This is a genomic window from Chitinophaga sp., from assembly GCF_039596135.1.
GTDB lineage: Bacteria > Bacteroidota > Bacteroidia > Chitinophagales > Chitinophagaceae > Chitinophaga.
Window position 1 is genome coordinate 41,520 of record NZ_JBCNKH010000002.1, and the last position, 17,483, is coordinate 59,002.

General features: G+C 46.1%; 17 protein-coding genes. 15 read left to right on the forward strand and 2 right to left on the reverse strand.

The genetic code is table 11. The annotated features are described in order from the left end of the window. Positions 1 to 33 precede the first annotated feature (33 nt). From ilvA to ABDW16_RS02185, 10 genes are all read left to right on the forward strand, one after another. Entirely contained in the window at positions 34 to 1,290 is a 1,257-nt protein-coding gene (gene ilvA, locus ABDW16_RS02140; protein ID WP_343667467.1) for a threonine ammonia-lyase IlvA, read from the forward strand. Between the two features lie 101 nt (positions 1,291 to 1,391). Further along, positions 1,392 to 2,348, forward strand: coding sequence for an NADP-dependent oxidoreductase (locus ABDW16_RS02145; protein ID WP_343667468.1), 957 nt, complete (start codon positions 1,392 to 1,394; stop codon positions 2,346 to 2,348). A gap of 11 nt (positions 2,349 to 2,359) precedes the next feature. Next, positions 2,360 to 3,469 carry an FAD-dependent oxidoreductase gene (locus ABDW16_RS02150; protein ID WP_343667469.1) on the forward strand — a complete coding sequence of 370 codons (1,110 nt, stop codon included), beginning with the start codon at positions 2,360 to 2,362 and terminating at the stop codon, positions 3,467 to 3,469. Positions 3,470 to 3,572: 103 nt separating this feature from the next. Further along, the gene (locus ABDW16_RS02155) at positions 3,573 to 5,270 is read left to right on the forward strand and encodes a sodium/sugar symporter (RefSeq protein ID WP_343667470.1); all 1,698 of its coding nucleotides are present in this window, start codon (positions 3,573 to 3,575) and stop codon (positions 5,268 to 5,270) included. A 71-nt stretch (positions 5,271 to 5,341) separates the two neighbouring features. Beyond that, complete coding sequence (locus tag ABDW16_RS02160; RefSeq protein ID WP_343667471.1) at positions 5,342 to 6,814, forward strand: FGGY family carbohydrate kinase; 1,473 nt, start codon at positions 5,342 to 5,344, stop codon at positions 6,812 to 6,814. 172 nt (positions 6,815 to 6,986) lie between these two features. Then, a complete protein-coding gene (gene xylA, locus ABDW16_RS02165) occupies positions 6,987 to 8,315 on the forward strand; it encodes a xylose isomerase (RefSeq protein WP_343667472.1) in 1,329 nt (442 codons plus the stop codon). Positions 8,316 to 8,392: 77 nt separating this feature from the next. After that, positions 8,393 to 9,343: an aldose 1-epimerase gene (locus ABDW16_RS02170; protein WP_343667473.1), complete on the forward strand. Its 951-nt coding sequence runs from the start codon at positions 8,393 to 8,395 to the stop codon at positions 9,341 to 9,343. 74 nt (positions 9,344 to 9,417) lie between these two features. After that, the gene (locus ABDW16_RS02175; protein WP_343667474.1) at positions 9,418 to 9,603 is read left to right on the forward strand and encodes a CsbD family protein; all 186 of its coding nucleotides are present in this window, start codon (positions 9,418 to 9,420) and stop codon (positions 9,601 to 9,603) included. 1 nt (position 9,604) lies between these two features. After that, positions 9,605 to 9,754, forward strand: a complete 150-nt coding sequence (locus tag ABDW16_RS02180) for a lmo0937 family membrane protein (protein WP_343667475.1) — start codon at positions 9,605 to 9,607, stop codon at positions 9,752 to 9,754. A 106-nt stretch (positions 9,755 to 9,860) separates the two neighbouring features. Continuing rightward, the gene (locus tag ABDW16_RS02185) at positions 9,861 to 10,574 is read left to right on the forward strand and encodes a carboxypeptidase-like regulatory domain-containing protein (RefSeq protein WP_343667476.1); all 714 of its coding nucleotides are present in this window, start codon (positions 9,861 to 9,863) and stop codon (positions 10,572 to 10,574) included. Positions 10,575 to 10,647: 73 nt separating this feature from the next. Here ABDW16_RS02185 and ABDW16_RS02190 read toward each other — a convergent pair whose 3' ends face one another. Together ABDW16_RS02190 and ABDW16_RS02195 are read right to left on the reverse strand one after the other, a co-directional pair. Continuing rightward, positions 10,648 to 11,727: a S1C family serine protease gene (locus ABDW16_RS02190; protein ID WP_343667477.1), complete on the reverse strand. Its 1,080-nt coding sequence runs from the start codon at positions 11,725 to 11,727 to the stop codon at positions 10,648 to 10,650. Positions 11,728 to 11,763: 36 nt separating this feature from the next. Beyond that, complete coding sequence (locus ABDW16_RS02195; RefSeq protein ID WP_343667478.1) at positions 11,764 to 12,333, reverse strand: sigma-70 family RNA polymerase sigma factor; 570 nt, start codon at positions 12,331 to 12,333, stop codon at positions 11,764 to 11,766. A gap of 253 nt (positions 12,334 to 12,586) precedes the next feature. Here ABDW16_RS02195 and ABDW16_RS02200 point away from each other — a divergent pair, with 253 nt between their 5' ends. The 5 genes from ABDW16_RS02200 to ABDW16_RS02220 all read left to right on the forward strand — a co-directional run bounded on the left by ABDW16_RS02200 (position 12,587) and on the right by ABDW16_RS02220 (position 17,445). Then, positions 12,587 to 12,817, forward strand: coding sequence for a hypothetical protein (locus ABDW16_RS02200; protein WP_343667479.1), 231 nt, complete (start codon positions 12,587 to 12,589; stop codon positions 12,815 to 12,817). Positions 12,818 to 13,377: 560 nt separating this feature from the next. Continuing rightward, the gene (locus ABDW16_RS02205; RefSeq protein ID WP_343667480.1) at positions 13,378 to 14,199 is read left to right on the forward strand and encodes a prephenate dehydratase; all 822 of its coding nucleotides are present in this window, start codon (positions 13,378 to 13,380) and stop codon (positions 14,197 to 14,199) included. Positions 14,200 to 14,221: 22 nt separating this feature from the next. Then, positions 14,222 to 15,382: an aminotransferase class I/II-fold pyridoxal phosphate-dependent enzyme gene (locus ABDW16_RS02210; protein ID WP_343667481.1), complete on the forward strand. Its 1,161-nt coding sequence runs from the start codon at positions 14,222 to 14,224 to the stop codon at positions 15,380 to 15,382. 12 nt (positions 15,383 to 15,394) lie between these two features. Next, a complete protein-coding gene (locus ABDW16_RS02215; protein WP_343667482.1) occupies positions 15,395 to 16,237 on the forward strand; it encodes a prephenate dehydrogenase in 843 nt (280 codons plus the stop codon). Between the two features lie 110 nt (positions 16,238 to 16,347). Beyond that, positions 16,348 to 17,445: a chorismate mutase gene (locus ABDW16_RS02220; protein ID WP_343667483.1), complete on the forward strand. Its 1,098-nt coding sequence runs from the start codon at positions 16,348 to 16,350 to the stop codon at positions 17,443 to 17,445. The last annotated feature ends 38 nt before the right edge of the window (positions 17,446 to 17,483 follow it).

The window sequence follows — 17,483 nt, forward strand, 5'->3', positions numbered from 1 at the left end:
TGTATGGTCAGCCCTAACGCTTATCTCAATCACATGTCTCAGGTATTAACAAGTGTTAATCCGCTCAATATTCTCGATGCAGCGGTGAAGTTGAAACCAGTGGTGAACAGAACACCGCTGACTTATAGTCCAACATTGTCACGCAGGTACAATGCAGATATTTATCTGAAAAGAGAAGACATGCAGATTGTACGCTCGTATAAGCTGCGTGGTGCTTACAACAAGATTAGCAGTTTGGACAAAGACGTGCTGGCCAAGGGTGTAACCTGTGCCAGTGCGGGTAACCATGCACAGGGTTTTGCATATGCATGCCGCCAGCTGGATATTAAAGGTGTAGTATTCATGCCGATTATTACCCCCAAGCAGAAGGTGAACCAGGTAAACATGTTTGGCGGAGACAATATTGAGATCAGACTGGTGGGAGATACATTTGATGATTGTGCTGCCGAAGCGCAGGCTTATACCAAGGCGCATGGCATGACGTTTATTCCTCCTTTTGACGACCCCAAGATCATAGAAGGACAGGGTACAGTAGCCGTAGAGGTACTGGAAGACCAGTCTCATATCGATTACTTTTTTGTTCCCATCGGTGGTGGCGGACTTGCAGCTGGTACCGGTACTTATTTCAAAACCTATAGCCCGCATACCAAAGTGATCGGGGTAGAACCTAAAGGTGCTGCATCTATGACCGCTGCACTGGAAAAAGGTGAGCCTGTGACACTGGATGAAATAGAGCGCTTTGTAGACGGTGCTGCTGTGAAGAGAGTAGGTGCACTGAATTTCGAAATCTGTAAGGAAGTGCTGGATCAGATGCACACTGTGGCAGAAGGTAAGATTTGTACGACCATCCTGAAATTGTATAATGAAGATGCGATTGTAGTAGAGCCGGCAGGTGCCTTGTCTATCGCAGCACTCGACGATTTTGCCAAAGAGATCGAAGGCAAGAAAGTAGTATGTGTGGTAAGTGGTGGCAACAATGATATTGACCGTATGCAGGAGATCAAAGAAAGATCTTTACTGTTTGAAGGGCTGAAGCATTACTTCATCATCCGCTTTGTACAGCGCCCGGGTGCACTGAAAGAATTTGTGAACCATGTGCTGGGGCCTGATGACGATATCACAAGATTTGAGTTTATCCAGAAGCATAATAAGGAAACAGGTCCGGCACTGATTGGTGTGGAGCTGAAGAAGAAAGAGGATTATGATATACTGGTGGCCAATTTCAGGAAGTACGGTATCCATTATACTGCACTGAATGAAGATGATAACCTGTTTGGTTACTTAGTGTAGGTTGCTGCAATATATCTGGTAACAAGAAATTAACCTCCTGTATTACGCAGGAGGTTTTATTTTGCCCCTTTTAATTACATTTAGATAAATAATTCAGGAAGATGAGCAATCTCATGCGCGCAGCCCTGCTGCGGGAATTTGGCCCCGCCAGTAACCTGACTATCGAAAGAATACCCGTACCCCTGCCTGCTGCCGGTCAGTTACTTATAAAAGTACGTGCTGCAGGTATTAATCCTGTTGACTATAAAACCCGAAATGGTAAAGGCATTGCAGCCAGAGAGCTGGAACTCCCTGCAGTGCTTGGCTGGGATATAGCCGGTGAGGTCGTGAGCCTGGGAGACGGGGTGAGCCGGTTTGATAGAAATGACCGTGTGTTTGGAATGAGCAATTTTCCACATGCGGGGAATGCATATGCGGAATATGCGATTGTACACGAAGATGAATTTGCCCTCATTCCTGCCTCCATCAGTAATGAGGTAGCTGCTGCTACGCCACTGGCTGCACTCACAGCCTGGGAGGCATTGTTTGATCATGGCCACCTGGCAGCCGGGCAGAAAGTACTCATTCATGCTGCGGCAGGTGGTGTAGGCCATATTGCAGTACAACTGGCTAAGTGGAAAGGGGCTTACGTAGTGGGTACTGCCTCACAGCAAAATCATGGTTTGCTGCAGGAACTGGGAGTAGATCTGCCACTGGATTATAAAACACAGGATTTTACCACTGTTGTAAAGGATATGGATATGGTGCTGGATGGCATAGGTGGTGAAAACTCACTTCGTTCTATAGATGTATTGAAACCTGGGGGCGTATTGGTATGCCTGCCTTCTATGTATAAAGATGATCCGGCGATTCTTGAGAAGGCCGCTTCCAGAAATGTGACGGTGAAATGGATGATGGTGACACCATCCGGCGAAAGAATGGAGCAACTGGCAGATTTGCTGGCGGCGGGAGATCTGAAAGTAAAAGTTGATCAGACTTTCCCACTGGAAGATGTGGGGAAAGCACATGAAGCTGTGGAAACGGGTCATGTAGCCGGCAAGGTAGTGCTGGTAATCTAAAAGATATATGTATGCTCAGCTACTGGGAAAAACAATCTCTGCTTCAATACGATTACATTATTGCCGGCAGCGGTATTGTGGGTTTGTCTACGGCGATCAGCCTGCGCGAAGCGCAGCCGCAGGCACATGTGCTCGTATTGGAACGGGGAGTGTTGCCTACAGGGGCGAGTACAAAGAATGCGGGGTTTGCCTGTATAGGGAGTTTGACGGAGTTACTGGCAGATTTGAGACAATTGCCGGCGTTTGAAGTGCTGGCATTGTTGGAGTTAAGATGGAAAGGGTTAAATGCTCTGCGGCACAGGGTGGGTGATGAGCATATAGATTACCGGGAGAATGGGAGTTATGAGTTGATAGGGGAGAAGGAGTTGCCAGCGCTGTCTGAACTCGAAAGTATGAATGAGTTGCTGCGGCCTTTGTTGGGTGGGGATGCATTTACGCTGGTTCCCAATGATTTTGGATTTGACCCATCGTATGTAAAGGCGATGGTTAGAAATAATTTTGAGGGGGAGTTGCATACGGGAAAGATGATGCGCCGGTTGATAGACCTGGCGCTTTTTTATGGGGTGGAGATTAAGACAGGGTGTGCGATTTCCTCAATAGTGGAATCTGCAGCGGGCGTATATGTGTCTGTAGGAGAATATCAGTTTGTGGCTTCCCAGGTAGGTATTTGTACAAATGCATTTACAAAAGATTTAATCCCTGACCTTGATGTGGTTCCAGGCAGGGGGCAGGTATTAATCACCGATCCTATCCCGGGATTACCCTTTAAAGGCATCTACCATATGGATGAAGGTTATTATTACTTCCGGGAGCTGGAGGGGCGTGTACTCTTTGGGGGCGGGCGTAATATGGACTTTGTGGGAGAGGCTACTACCGCTTTGGGATTGACTACCAATATTCAAACAGAACTGGAAAACCGCCTGCGCCATATTATTTTGCCGGGTTTTTCGTTTAATATTGCTGACCGCTGGGCGGGCATCATGGCTTTTGGCCAGAACCGGCAGCCGGTTATCCGCCGTCATTCACCCCGAATCGCGCTGGGCGTTCGAATGGGCGGTATGGGTATTGCAATTGGAACCGCTATCGGGGCACAACTGGCCGATATCCTTATAAAAGAATGACCCTGATCAATTCCACTACTGAAATAATTTTTAAATGTAAATTTTACGTTTAATAAAAATGTTACTATATTGACCAACAATTATTTTTTACCACGTTGATTTTATGCAAAAGAGTTTACAATTCCTCGATTATGTCGTCTTTTTGGTGTATTTCGCGATCGTTGCCGGTTACGGTATATATATCTACCAGAAAAAGAAACGAAAAACTGCTGATTCCAAAGACTTTTTCCTGGCAGAAGGTTCCCTTACATGGTGGGCTATTGGTGCTTCCCTGATTGCTTCCAACATCTCTGCAGAACAGTTTATAGGAATGGCTGGTTCCGGTTTTAATATAGGTTTGGCGATTTCCACTTACGAATGGATGGCGGCTGCTACCCTGATTATCGTAGCTGTGTTTTTCCTCCCCATTTATCTGAAAAACAAGATTTATACCATGCCGCAGTTCCTGCTGCGCAGGTATAACAAAACAGTGAGTACCATTATGGCGGTATTCTGGTTGCTGCTCTATGTGGTGGTGAACCTGACTTCCATTCTGTACCTGGGTGCACTGGCAATCAACACGATTTCAGGAATTAACTTTGAAGTCTGTATGATATTGCTGGCTGTTTTTGCTGTATTTATCACGCTGGGTGGTATGAAGGTAATTGGTTATACAGACGTGATCCAGGTATTCTTCCTGATCATGGGTGGTCTGGCTACTACTTACCTGGCACTCAACCTGGTATCCGAACACTTCGGTGAAACTGGTGTGCTCAAAGGCTTCCACCTGATAACTCAACATGCGGGCGATCACTTCCACATGATCCTGAAAAGAAATGATCCGCATTACCTGGATCTGCCTGGATTATCTATCCTGGTAGGTGGTATGTGGATTGTAAACTTAAACTATTGGGGTTGTAATCAATATATTACACAGCGTGCATTGGGTGCTGATCTGAAAACAGCGCGCTCTGGTTTGCTGTTTGCAGGTTTCCTGAAACTCCTGATGCCATTGATCGTGGTATTACCTGGTATTGCTGCTTATGTACTGCATAGCCAGGGCTTGTTCCAGTCAGAAATGCTGAAGGATGGTGTAACCAATGCGGACAATGCTTATCCGGTATTAATGAACCTGTTGCCAATTGGTATGAAGGGGTTGGCTTTTGCCGCGCACACTGCAGCAATAGTGGCTTCCCTGGCTGGTAAGGCGAACAGTATTTCTACTATCTTTTCACTGGATATCTATAAAGAGCACTTTGCGAAGGATGCAGATGAAAGGCACGTTGTGCGTGTAGGTAAAATTGTGGTAATCGTAGCGATGATCCTGGCCATTATAATTTCTCCATTCCTCGGTATTGAGAAAGGTGGCTTCAAGTTTATACAGGAGTACACTGGTTTCGTATCTCCGGGTATTTTTGCGATGTTCCTGCTGGGATTTTTCTGGAAACGTACCACTCCCGGTGCGGCATTATTTGCGATGGTGGGTGGTTTCGCAATGTCCATCATCCTGAAGGTGTTGCCAAAATGGACGGATCTTTCCGGTTTATCTGGTATAGGATTTTCAGCCATTTCACCAGACAGCAAGTTGTATGAGATTCCGTTCCTGGATCGTATGGGTATTGTATTCGTGGTGTGTGTAATTGTTATGATCCTGATTTCATTGTTAGCTCCTGCTAAAGTGAAGGTAGCGGGTGCTGAATTGGTAGATGAATCCAAAGGTCTGGAAGTGGATGCATCTATGTTCAGAACATCTATGCCATTTGCCATTACAGCGATTTTGATTTGCGGTATCCTGGTGGCATTATATACCATTTTCTGGTAAGAGATATTTGACAAAGCTGGCTTACAACATGATGTATAGCCAGCTTTCTTTTTTATAAACCTGCAAGCGTTATGAGGTATACGATTGGTTATGATATAGGATCGTCTTCAGTAAAGGCGGCCCTGCTGGACACTGATACAGGAAAATGTGTGGCGACGGCGATCAGCCCTGCCCAGGAAATGCCCATGCATGCGCCGGTGGCGGGATGGGCAGAACAGGACCCTGAGATGTGGTGGCAGGAAGTTCAACATGCAACGAAAAAGTTACAACAAATTCACCCCTTTGATGGATCGGCTGTAGCAGGGATAGGCATTGCCTACCAGATGCATGGATTGGTATGTGTGGATAAGGAGCAACAGGTATTGCGCCCTGCAATTATCTGGTGCGACAGCAGGGCAGTTGAAATAGGGAATACAGCTTTTGAAAAGCTGAGCCCTAACTGGTGCCTGCAATATCTCTTAAACTCTCCCGGAAATTTTACGGCTTCTAAATTACGTTGGGTACAGGAGTATGAGCCTGCCATCTATGAGCGCATTGACAAAGTGATGCTCCCTGGCGATTTCATTGCTATGCGCCTGACGGGTGATGCAGCAACGACTATTTCTGGTTTGTCTGAAGGGATTTTCTGGGATTTCAGTATGCACCAGGTATCGCCGGTGTTGCTGAAACATTATGGCATTAGTGAGAAGCTGTTGTCGAATGTGGTTCCTACTTTTGGTTTACAAGGGAAGGTGACGGCGCAGGCAGCTGCGTTGTTAGGACTGGCACCTGGTATACCGGTAACGTACCGTGCGGGCGACCAGCCGAATAATGCATTTTCACTGAATGTATTGCAACCTGGCGAAGCCGCTACCACAGCAGGCACGTCGGGTGTGGTATATGCAGTACATGATCATATTGCATTTGATGCACAGAGCAGGGTGAATACTTTTGTACATGTGAATGATACAGCAGCTGCGCATCGTAATGGTGTGCTCATGTGCCTGAATGGTACGGGCATTTTGAACAGCTGGATGCGAACACTGGTAGGCAAGCCATCTTACGAAGAGATGAATGCCCTGGCAGCGGTAGCGCCGGTAGGTGCCCGGGGATTGAAGATCTATCCGTTTGGAAATGGTGCGGAACGTATTCTTGCAAACAAGGAATTGGGTGCATCATTGAAGGGGCTCAATTTCAATATTCATGGCCGGGAGCATATGCTGCGTGCAGCACAGGAAGGGATTGTATTTGCCCTGAAATACGGGATGGATATAATGAAGGATATGGGATTGAATATTTCACGCGTGCGGGCGGGGCATGCGAATATGTTCCTGAGTCCATTATTCAGAGAGGTATTTGCAAATACGGCTGATGTGGTGATTGAGTTGTACAATACGGATGGTGCGCAGGGGGCTGCAAGAGCAGCGGGTGTGGGAGCCGGATTGTATGCAGTAGAGGATGCGTTTAAGGGCATGGAGTGTTTGGCTACGATAGAGCCGGAGGCGAATAATTCGTATAAGGAGATTTATGAGGAGTGGCTGGAAGGATTGAAGAAGGAAATTTGATAAGGAAGAGGATACTTCCAGTTATGGAAAAGGATATGTCCAGTCATGAAAGAGGTAATACATCCACTCAGAGGGATTGTCCTCCCTGCATTAACATCTGACTGCGAAGCAGTCTGCAATTAAAAAAGAAACACACACACATAACACGTTAGGATCAAAAAAAACACTGACAATGAGCATTACACTAGGAAACAAGGAATACTTCAAAGGCATTGGCAAAATCGCCTATGAAGGTCCTCAGTCAAACAACCCATTTGCATACAAATGGTACGATGAGAACAGAAAGATTGGTGGAAAAACCATGAAGGAACTCTTCCGCTTTGCGGTGTCTTACTGGCACACCTTCTGCGGAACCGGCGGCGACCCATTCGGTCCGGGCACCAAAGCATTTCCATGGCTCACAGCGCCAGATGCTGTGCAGAGCGCAAAAGACAAAATGGATGCAGCATTTGAATTCATTACCAAACTGGGCCTTCCTTACTACTGCTTCCACGATGTAGACCTGGTAGACGAAGGTGCAAACATCGCTGAATACGAAAGCCGCATGCAGGCAATCGTGGAGTATGCGAAAGAAAAACAAAAAGCCAGCGGTGTAAAACTGCTCTGGGGAACTGCGAATGTATTCAGCAATCCCCGCTATATGAACGGTGCCAGCACCAACCCTGACTTTTCTGTAGTGGCTTACGCAGGTACACAGGTAAAAAACTCCATGGATGCGACAATCGCACTGGGAGGTGAAAACTACGTATTCTGGGGTGGCCGCGAAGGTTACATGACCCTGCTGAATACCAATATGAAACGTGAGCAGGAACACCTGGCACGATTCCTCGGCATTGCCCGTGACTATGCACGCAAACAAGGTTTCAAAGGTACGTTCTTCATCGAGCCTAAACCTTGTGAGCCTACGAAACACCAGTACGATTACGATTCAGCTACTGTAATCGGTTTCCTCCGTCATTACGGTCTGGACAAGGATTTTAAACTGAACATTGAAGTAAACCATGCAACACTGGCAGGTCATACCTTCCAGCATGAACTGCAGGTTGCAGCTGATGCCGGTTTCCTGGGCAGCATTGATGCGAACCGTGGCGATTACCAGAATGGTTGGGATACTGACCAGTTCCCAATGAACCTGAATGACCTGGTCGAAGCGATGCTGGTGATCCTGGAAGCGGGTGGATTTGCAGGTGGTGGTGTGAACTTCGACGCGAAAACACGTCGTAACTCTACTGACCTGGAAGACATTTTCCATGCACACATTGGTGGTATCGATTCATTTGCACGTGCAGCGATTGTAGCAGAAAAGATACTGGAACAGTCTCCTTACAAACAATTCCGTAAAGACCGTTATGCATCATTTGACAGCGGTAAAGGAAAGGAATTTGAAGATGGTAAACTGACACTGGAAGACCTGCGCAGCTTTGCGATTGCGAATGGCGAGCCAAAGATGATCAGTGGCAAACAGGAATGGCTGGAGAATATCATCAATCAGTATATCTAAATTTAACTGATTATAAGGAAGGGCCGCTACCATGTAGCGGCCTTTTTTGTGTAACTTGGTGTACACAATTAAGCACCATGTTTTCCATAGAATCATATCATCAATCAGGTTTTGATATCATCGCTCTTATCGACGGCGACACTGGTACAAGGGCAGAGATCATCCCGGCACACAGTGCACTGCTGCATGCCTTTAAAATACCACATAGAGATAGTTTCCTGAACATCATAGATAGTTATGAAAGCCTGGATGATTACCAGGTGAACCTGCCAAATTATTACAAGAGTGCCAAGCTAAGTCCTTTTGCCTGCCGTATCCCTGCCGGTACATATCGCTGGGAAGAACAGGAATACACCATTAGCAAAACACTCTCCTCCGGCAATGCCATTCATGGTCTGCTCTACGATGTACCGTTTGAGGTAGTAAGCCGGGAAGCAGATGAAAAGGGAGCTGTGTTGACTTTGCTCCATACTTACTCTGGGAATGACGCCGGATATCCGTTCCCCTATGCCTGTGAGGTCAGGTACCACCTGGTACCGGGGCAGCAGCTACGCATCTCTACTTTTATCCTGAACAACGCTGACACGGCGATTCCCCTCATGGACGGCTGGCATCCTTATTTTAGTACGGGAACCCCTGTCGATGAGCTGGAATTGCAGTTCGCTTCGGAACAAATAGTAGAATTTAATGCGCAACTGGTACCAACAGGTCATGTGCTGCCTTACGATCGGTTCCTGGAAGCCCAAAGCCTGGCAGGTATACCGCTGGATAACAGTTTTGTGCTGGATTTTAGCAGGCATAGCGCCCTGGCCACATTGCGGGATCCACAAAAGCGGGTGTTGATCCATTTCCACCCCGAACCATGCTACCCGATTCTACAGATTTATATTCCTGCTCACCGCAATAGTATTGCGATTGAGCACCTCACCGGGGCCCCGAATGCCTTTAATAACGGCATGGGCCTGGTGAGCCTGGAGCCCGGCGAAGAACGGGTATTCAGCACAGCTATCACAGCTGTAGCCTATTAATAACAGGTGTTCCTCTGGCATAGTCTTTGGAATTTATATCTGTAAAGCATTGTTTCACCCAAAACGTTAATGTTATGGATACTTTACAAATAAAAGGTGCCTGGAACGAAATCAAGGGTAGGATTAAGCAGCAATACGCAGAGTTGACAGACGATGATCTGCTGTACGAAGAGGGGCAGGAAGATCGGCTGATTGGTAAAATTCAGCAAAAGCTGGGCAAGAGCAGGGACGAAGTTATTAACATGCTTAAATCTGTGTAAAATGGGAAGTCTATTATATATCATTGCAGTAATACTTATTATCGGTTGGTTGTTAGGCTTCTTTGTATATTCCGCAGGTGGGTTAATTCACATCCTGTTGGTGATAGCCTTAATAGCCATTCTTTTACAGGTGATAAGAGGTGCCAGTTGAGTGATTATACTTTTACTGTGGCAAAATAATCATGCAAAATCCTCCTGGCAACGGGGGGATTTTTTAGTTTTTTTAAGGAACTTGGTGGAATAAACAGAACAGATATATGAAACAATTGCCCTTATTGCTCCTGCTGGTACTTTGCAGTCTGCTGGCAGAAAAGAGCCAGGCGCAGGTTACCCTGACCGGTATGATTGTAGACAAGGAGAATGGATTGGTGTTACCCTATGCAAGTATTACAAACAAAACAACGGGGCGCAGGTCCTATTCTGATAAGGGCGGTTTTTACAAGATTTCAGCGAAGAAGGGAGATATGGTGGTGTTTGGGTTCCTGGGGTACAATCCTGATAGCCTGGTAGTGAGTGCAGAAAGTGGCGTAGTAACGAGAGAGATTCACCTGGTCGTAGAAAGCAGGCAATTGCATGGTGTAGAGGTGACCACAAAGTATACACCTTATCAGCTGGACTCTATCAACAGGCGGGACCAGTTTGGGTATATCCTGGATAATCCTGACAAGCCATTGGCAGGAGGCAGTACACCTGTAGGCGCAGGAATTGTATTCAGCCCGTTTACCAGGTATTCCAGAAAGGAGAAACAGAAGCGGGAGTTCAAGAAGATTTATGCAAAGGCTGAGCGGGACAGATACATTGATTCAAGGTATACGCCATTATTCGTGAGCAGGGTAACCACATTGAAAGGAGATAGCCTGCGACTGTTTATGATGGAAAATTATCCGGATTACGATACGCTGAGAATGATGCCGACAGAAGACCTGATGTACTGGATCACGGATAGGTACAAAGCCTGGAAGAAGAAATAATTATAAAACGAACGGCCACCCTGAATCCAGGGTGGCCGTTTTGGTTGCAGAGGCCAATAGAAAAAATATTTTATCAGTTGTAGACTTTCACCATATATACAAAGTCTTCCAGCTTTTTGATCTGTTCCACGCGGGTCAGGTTTTCCAGTCGGTTTTTGTGATTCCACTTGCCCATTTTCTCCTTCGGCATTTCTTCCAGCAGGCGCTTCAGCTGTGCTGATTTTACTGCAAAGGCAATTCCGTCAGCAGTGGTTTGTTTGCCAGTAACGATACCTACTACATCGCCCTTTGCATCCATCAGCGGCGCACCACTGTTGCCCGGGTTTACAGGTATAGACACCTGGTATGCGGCAGAATCTCCATTAAAACCGGTCTGTGCACTGATATAGCCTTCTCCATAAACAATCTCATCACGTGGATAACCCAGTGTAAAGACTTTTTCGCCACGCAGGGCTTTCTGGAATTTTACGGAATAAGGAATAGGCTGGCTTCTGAAGGTGCTATCTGTGATCTTTAAGATCGCCAGGTCGCTGGAAATGTCTTCGAATACACTGGTTACCTTGTAGGCTTCTCCTTTGGTATTCTGGATATAGATAGAATCGGCACCTGCTACCACGTGGTAGTTAGTGACCACATACCCATTGTCGGTAATGGCAAAACCAGTACCTCCGTAAGTGCCGGGGTTGGCGGGTATTCTCTTCTTATTATTAATATCGTTGATGAGGGCGTTCTGAGAGCGTTGGATATTGTTGAGCACCCGTCTTACATCCTCGTATTGTGCAGTCGTTTTTTGCCTGTTTGACCGCTGGATGAGGGCGATCGTGGTCAGTGAGGTAGCGAGGGCTATACATGCAGCAGCCGCTACGTTTGTAAGTAACCTTCTGCGGAAGGTGATCACCCTGGCTGGGGTAGGAGCGGCTGCATCGCGCAGCATATCCATATCGAGGGAGGCATGGACCTGGTCCATTTTCTCCTGTAGCGCCAATCTGCGGCCGTAACTTTCCAGCTGTGCCGTAATGTGCTGATGGGCTTTCAACTGCTCATTTACTACCGGGTCGGACTGACACAGCGCTTCGAATGCAGTTTTTTCCTGCATATTCATGTCGCCTTCCAGATAGCGTTCAATGTCACGTATTAAATTTGTATCGTTCATCGCCTGTAAACCACTTTGCGGGTCCTGTGGTGGGCCCTATAATTTATATTTATCAAAAAAGAGTTTCTTCAATCGCATCAGGCACTTGTACTTCTGGTTCTTCGCATTTTCCGCGTTGGTGTACCCGAATTTCTCTGCTATATCTGCCATAGAGAGTTTCCTGATATAATAATCTTCCAGGATGGTTTTGCAGGGTTCTCCCATACTACCCATAGCCTGCTCCATGATGCGGAACTGTTCATCCTTTTTATCATGGTCTTCCATGTGGTTGTCTGCTGGTATTACTTCTTCGAGTTCCTCCGGCAGGGAGAGCTGCCAGCTACCCGACTGCAGCTTTTTGAGCCAGAGGTGGCGGCAGATGGCGTATAAATAGGTCTTGAGCTTACTGTAGAGATCAAATTCACTTGTTTGTGCTTTCTCATACAGTACGATCATGGCCTCCTGGAAAAGATCTTTCGCATCATCCTCAGAACCTTTGTGCTGTAATACCATTCTTAATACGGCTGGAAAATTTTCCACGTAGATGGCAGACAGCGCCTTATCGTCATTCCGGGCAAGTCCCAGTAATAATTCCCGATCCCTTTCTATGTTCAGATTATGCTTCACTTATTAATACTATTATATCGCTTTGGTAACCCAAAGTAGAGGAAAAAAAATAAGTTTTCAGCCAGGTGATAGATGCAGGCTGCAATCTTTTTTCATATAAACTTATAATTTATATAATTAAAAACCTTGTCTACAGGGGCTTTTATGAAAAAAAGAGTTTTTTTGAAAAAAAATTCTGAAAAGCAGGGTTACCTTTTCTTTAACCAGGTATAAAGAAGAAACAATATTTCAAAAAACCTAAAAAATAAAAAAAATGAAGAACGCACTGAAAATTGGTTTCTTAGCATTAGCACTGGGTGTATTTGTAACTGCATGTGGTGGTGGCGCTAGCGAAACTGCTGCTGATTCTACAGCTGCAACTACACAGGCTATCGATTCAGTAGCAAACGCTGCTCAGGATTCAATCACTGCTAAAGCTGATACCGCTAAAGCTGCTATTGATTCAGTTGCTGGTGCTGCTAAAGATTCTGCTGCTAAGCACTAATCTTACCCTGGTAAGCAAATAAAGGCTTTTTATATACCGCTCTGCACCTTGCAGGGCGGTTTTTTTTTACTTATAGGGGTAGCGGGGCCTTCATTTTTGAATAAATCGATAGAATTCTGCCTGTTTATTAAAAAGAATATAATTTTTTACAAAAGTGCTTGGACAATTCAAATCCTGACGTATTTTTGTCGGGCAATTCAAGCAAATTATGATACAGCAAACAACCTTTGGTTACTTTTATGGTTTCTACTTTTTCTGGTATCAGAATTAGGGGAGGTCGTTTGTAGTACTTAAACATAAAAAGAAACTAACAAAAAGGCCTCCCGATAAGGGAGGCCTTCTTTTTTTCTAATAACTTGATCTATGTTACGTCGTTTCAGTCTTTACTTCTTTTACTTTTTTTACTTTTTCTTTTACGTCGTAAAGGCCGGGACTCTTTTGTAAAAAATGCACTAAACATATAAATGCACTTTAAAGGGTCCCGGCTCAACCGGGGCCCTTTTTCATTTTACCCGGTAGTTGTTGTAGCAACTATCAAACACAAACAAATCACATTAAAGATGCACATCGCAATTCAGGGATTCGAAGGGTGTTTTCACCAAATAGCGGCACAAGGATACTACGGAAAGGATATTACGATCGAATGTTGTGCTTCGTTCGCGGAATTGATTAAGAAAGTCAAAACGCAGGTAGCCGATGCAGGTGTGATGGCCATCGAAAACTCGATTGCCGGAAGCATTCTTCCCAACTACACCCTGCTGAAAAATTCGAACCTGCATGTAGTAGGCGAGATCTACCTCCACATCAAGCAACACCTGATGGCACTGCCCGGGCAGCAACTGGAGGATATCAGGGAAGTACATTCTCACCACATGGCGCTCCTGCAGTGTACTGACTTCCTGGACAAGTATCCGCAAATGAAGCTGGTGGAAACTGAAGATACCGCCCTGAGTGCAAAGCATGTGGCTGCGAAGAAATTAAAAACTACAGCAGCCATCGCGGGCAAACTGGCCGCTGAGATTTATGGTCTGGAAATCATTGCACCCAACATCCATACCATCAAGAACAACTATACCCGCTTCCTGGTTGTCTCTCCCAATGGTGTAGAACCTGCGGCAGACTCCAACAAAGCATCCGTATACTTCCAGACTTCCAACGAGTCCGGATCCCTGGCAAAAGTGCTGACACAGGTAGCAAATACAGGTATTAACCTGAGCAAGCTGCAGTCTTTTCCGATGCCAACCAAAGAGTGGAACTATTATTTCCACGCCGATTTCGAATTTGATGATCTGGCTACTTTCCAGAAAGGCATCAGCAAAATCACACCGCTGACTGAACATCTGAAAGTGCTCGGTATCTACAAAAAAGGCAAAACATTATAATCCTATTTTTCAATCATACGATATGAACTTACAGGTAGCAAAAAGGCTGCAACAAACAGAAGAATACTACTTCTCCAAAAAACTGAGAGAGATAGATGAAATGAACAGGGCTGGTGCCAAAGTAATCAACCTTGGTATTGGTAGTCCTGATCTGCCCCCGCATCCTTCTGTGATCGAGGCCCTGAATGAAAATGCTCATCGCCCCGATACGCATGCCTATCAAGGGTACAAAGGAATTCCGGCACTGCGCCAGGCAATGGCCGGCTGGTACCAGCGCTACTATGGCGTAACCCTGGATCCTGAAAAAGAAGTGCTGCCACTGATCGGTTCCAAAGAAGGGATCATGCACATCTGCATGACTTACCTGCAGGAAGGAGACGAAGCCCTGGTACCTAACCCGGGTTATCCAACCTACCGCTCTGCTGTGAACCTGAGTGGTGCTACCGTAAGGGACTATGACCTGGAAGAAAAAAACGGATGGTTACCTGACCTCGATGCATTGGCTAAAACTGATCTGAGCAAGGTGAAGCTGATGTGGGTAAACTATCCGCATATGCCGACCGGTGCCCGCTTCAATGCTGCCTTTGCAGAAAAGCTGATCAAATTTGCCAACGACCATAATATTCTTATCTGCCACGACAACCCTTACAGCTTTATCCTGAATGCACAGCCACAAAGTCTGCTGCAAACGCCGGGTGCGAAGGATGTGGTACTGGAACTGAACTCCCTCAGCAAATCATCTAACATGGCCGGATGGCGCGTAGGTATGCTGGTGGGTAAGCAGGAATGGATTAACGAAGTACTGCGCTTTAAAAGCAATATGGACTCCGGTATGTTCCAGCCATTACAAATGGCCGCTGTAAAAGCACTGGAACTGGGTCCTGAATGGTATGCCGAACTGAATAAGATCTATACCGGCCGCCGTGCGAAAGTATTCGAACTGCTGGAATTGCTGAACTGTACTTTCGATCGTGACCAGGTAGGTCTGTTCGTATGGGCTAAGATACCTGCTACTGCAAAAGATGGATTTACTGTGACGGACGAAATTCTGCAAAAAGCGCAGGTATTTATCACGCCAGGTGGTATATTCGGTAGTAACGGAAACGGGTATATAAGAGTGAGCCTGTGTAAAGATGAAAAAGTATTTGACGAAGTGCTGCAAAGGATCAGGACAATTAAATAAACAGACAAACGTATGATCGTAACGATAGTAGGTACTGGTTTAATCGGTGGATCTCTGGCCATCAGCCTGAGAGCAAAGGGTGTTGCCACCCACATCATCGGTGTGGACCAGAACGAAGATAATCTTAGAAAGGCGCAGGAGCTCGGCATCATCAATGAAGGGGCTACCCTGGAAGCAGCAATGCAGCGCTCCACAGTCGTAATACTGGCGATTCCGGTAGACGGATTGCTGAAAGTGCTGCCTTCTATTCTTGATAATGCGGGTCCACAACAGGTGATCATGGATGTGGGCTCTACAAAAGAAAAAATATTAGCACTCGTAGCCGGTCATGCCCACAGAGGTCGCTTTGTAGCCGCCCACCCCATGGCCGGCACGGAGTATTCCGGCCCCGAAGCTGCTATACCGAACCTTTTCACCAACAAGACCATGGTACTGTGCGATGTGAAAAACAGTGATGAAGATGCCGTGGAAATTGTTGAGGATATGGTAGACAAATTGCAGATGCGTCTCGTATATATGAATGCGGAAGAGCATGACCTGCATACTGCCTACGTATCGCACATTTCTCATATCACCTCCTTTGCCCTGGCACTGACCGTATTGCAAAAGGAAAAGGAGCACGGACGCATCTTTGAACTGGCAAGCGGTGGTTTTGAATCTACCGTACGCCTGGCCAAAAGCTCTCCTGATATGTGGGTGCCGATCTTTAAGCATAACCGTCATAATGTGCTGGATGTACTGGATGAACATATCCACCAGTTGCAACAGATGAAGGACCTGCTGGAAAATGAAGATTATGATGCTTTTTATAAACTGATCCAAAAATCAAATAAGATCAGAAAGATTTTAAAATAAGTAAACAATCGTTCGTGGGCTATAGTCGATGGCTCATAGAAACAAACCAAATAATCAAATCAAACACTATGGACTATCGACTATAGTCTGTGGACTAAAAAAGTACAACGATGGTATTAGCAAACGTTCTTTCCAACACAAAATTCTCTGATCCGGGCTCAGACAAGAAGCCGTTGATCATCTCCGGCCCTTGCAGTGCTGAAACTGAAGAGCAGGTACTTGAAACCGCACAGCGCCTGGCTAAGACAGGTAAAGTAGATGTACTGCGTGCAGGCATCTGGAAACCACGTACCCGTCCTGGTTCCTTTGAAGGTATTGGTGTACAGGGATTGCCATGGTTACAGAAAGCAAAAGCCCTGACAGGTTTACCAGTGGCTGTGGAAGTAGCTACCCGTCAGCAGGTGGAAGAAGCCCTGGCACATGATGTAGACATCTTGTGGATTGGTGCACGTACTACTGTAAACCCATTCTCTGTACAGGAAGTAGCTGATGCCCTGAAAGGTGTGGATACCACTGTACTGATCAAGAACCCTATTAACCCTGACCTGGAACTGTGGGTAGGTGCAGTAGAACGTGTGCGTAACGCAGGCATCACCAAGATTGGTCTGATTCACCGTGGTTTCTCCAGCTATGGCAATACCGAATACCGTAATGCGCCGATGTGGCACCTGCCAATCGAAATGAAGCGTCGTATGCCAGAACTGCCTATCGTGTGCGATCCAAGCCACATTGGTGGTCGTCGTGATATTCTGCAGGAAATTGGCCAGGAAGCAATCGACCTGGATTACGATGGTCTGATGTTGGAATCTCATATTGATCCGGACAAAGCATGGAGCGATGCGAAACAACAGGTGACTCCAGAAAGACTGGCAGAAATTTTGGACGGTATCAAATGGCGTCATGAGCGTACAGATGTAAAAGAATTCAACTCTGCACTGGATAAACTGCGTGGTCAGATCAACCAGATCGATGATGAAATACTGCTGCTGCTGGGTAACCGTATGAAGATTGCTGAGAAAATTGGTATCTACAAGAAAGAAAACAATGTGACCATCCTGCAGACAAACCGCTGGAATGAAATCCTGGAGCGTGGTATTGCTAAGGGTGACAAACTGGGTCTGACCAAGGATTTCATCCTGAAATACTTCGATGCAGTTCACCTGGAATCAATCAACAGGCAGAACAGAGTAATGAACGAAGGCAAATAATGGCGGCCTGGGCAATCAGGCACAACCATCAATCATAT

Bases quoted from the DNA above. Each gene is read 5' to 3' on its own strand.
- ABDW16_RS02175 (WP_343667474.1), top strand. From the start codon at position 9,418: ATGGATACTTTACAAATAAAAGGTGCCTGGAACGAAATCAAGGGTAGG.
- ABDW16_RS02145 (WP_343667468.1), top strand. From the start codon at position 1,392: ATGAGCAATCTCATGCGCGCAGCCCTGCTGCGGGAATTTGGCCCCGCC.
- xylA (WP_343667472.1), top strand. From the start codon at position 6,987: ATGAGCATTACACTAGGAAACAAGGAATACTTCAAAGGCATTGGCAAA.
- ABDW16_RS02155 (WP_343667470.1), top strand. From the start codon at position 3,573: ATGCAAAAGAGTTTACAATTCCTCGATTATGTCGTCTTTTTGGTGTAT.
- ABDW16_RS02170 (WP_343667473.1), top strand. From the start codon at position 8,393: ATGTTTTCCATAGAATCATATCATCAATCAGGTTTTGATATCATCGCT.
- ABDW16_RS02210 (WP_343667481.1), top strand. From the start codon at position 14,222: ATGAACTTACAGGTAGCAAAAAGGCTGCAACAAACAGAAGAATACTAC.
- ABDW16_RS02200 (WP_343667479.1), top strand. From the start codon at position 12,587: ATGAAGAACGCACTGAAAATTGGTTTCTTAGCATTAGCACTGGGTGTA.
- ABDW16_RS02180 (WP_343667475.1), top strand. From the start codon at position 9,605: ATGGGAAGTCTATTATATATCATTGCAGTAATACTTATTATCGGTTGG.
- ABDW16_RS02205 (WP_343667480.1), top strand. From the start codon at position 13,378: ATGCACATCGCAATTCAGGGATTCGAAGGGTGTTTTCACCAAATAGCG.
- ABDW16_RS02150 (WP_343667469.1), top strand. From the start codon at position 2,360: ATGCTCAGCTACTGGGAAAAACAATCTCTGCTTCAATACGATTACATT.
- ABDW16_RS02185 (WP_343667476.1), top strand. From the start codon at position 9,861: ATGAAACAATTGCCCTTATTGCTCCTGCTGGTACTTTGCAGTCTGCTG.
- ilvA (WP_343667467.1), top strand. From the start codon at position 34: ATGTCTCAGGTATTAACAAGTGTTAATCCGCTCAATATTCTCGATGCA.
- ABDW16_RS02160 (WP_343667471.1), top strand. From the start codon at position 5,342: ATGAGGTATACGATTGGTTATGATATAGGATCGTCTTCAGTAAAGGCG.
- ABDW16_RS02220 (WP_343667483.1), top strand. From the start codon at position 16,348: ATGGTATTAGCAAACGTTCTTTCCAACACAAAATTCTCTGATCCGGGC.
- ABDW16_RS02215 (WP_343667482.1), top strand. From the start codon at position 15,395: ATGATCGTAACGATAGTAGGTACTGGTTTAATCGGTGGATCTCTGGCC.
- ABDW16_RS02190 (WP_343667477.1), bottom strand. From the start codon at position 11,727: ATGAACGATACAAATTTAATACGTGACATTGAACGCTATCTGGAAGGC.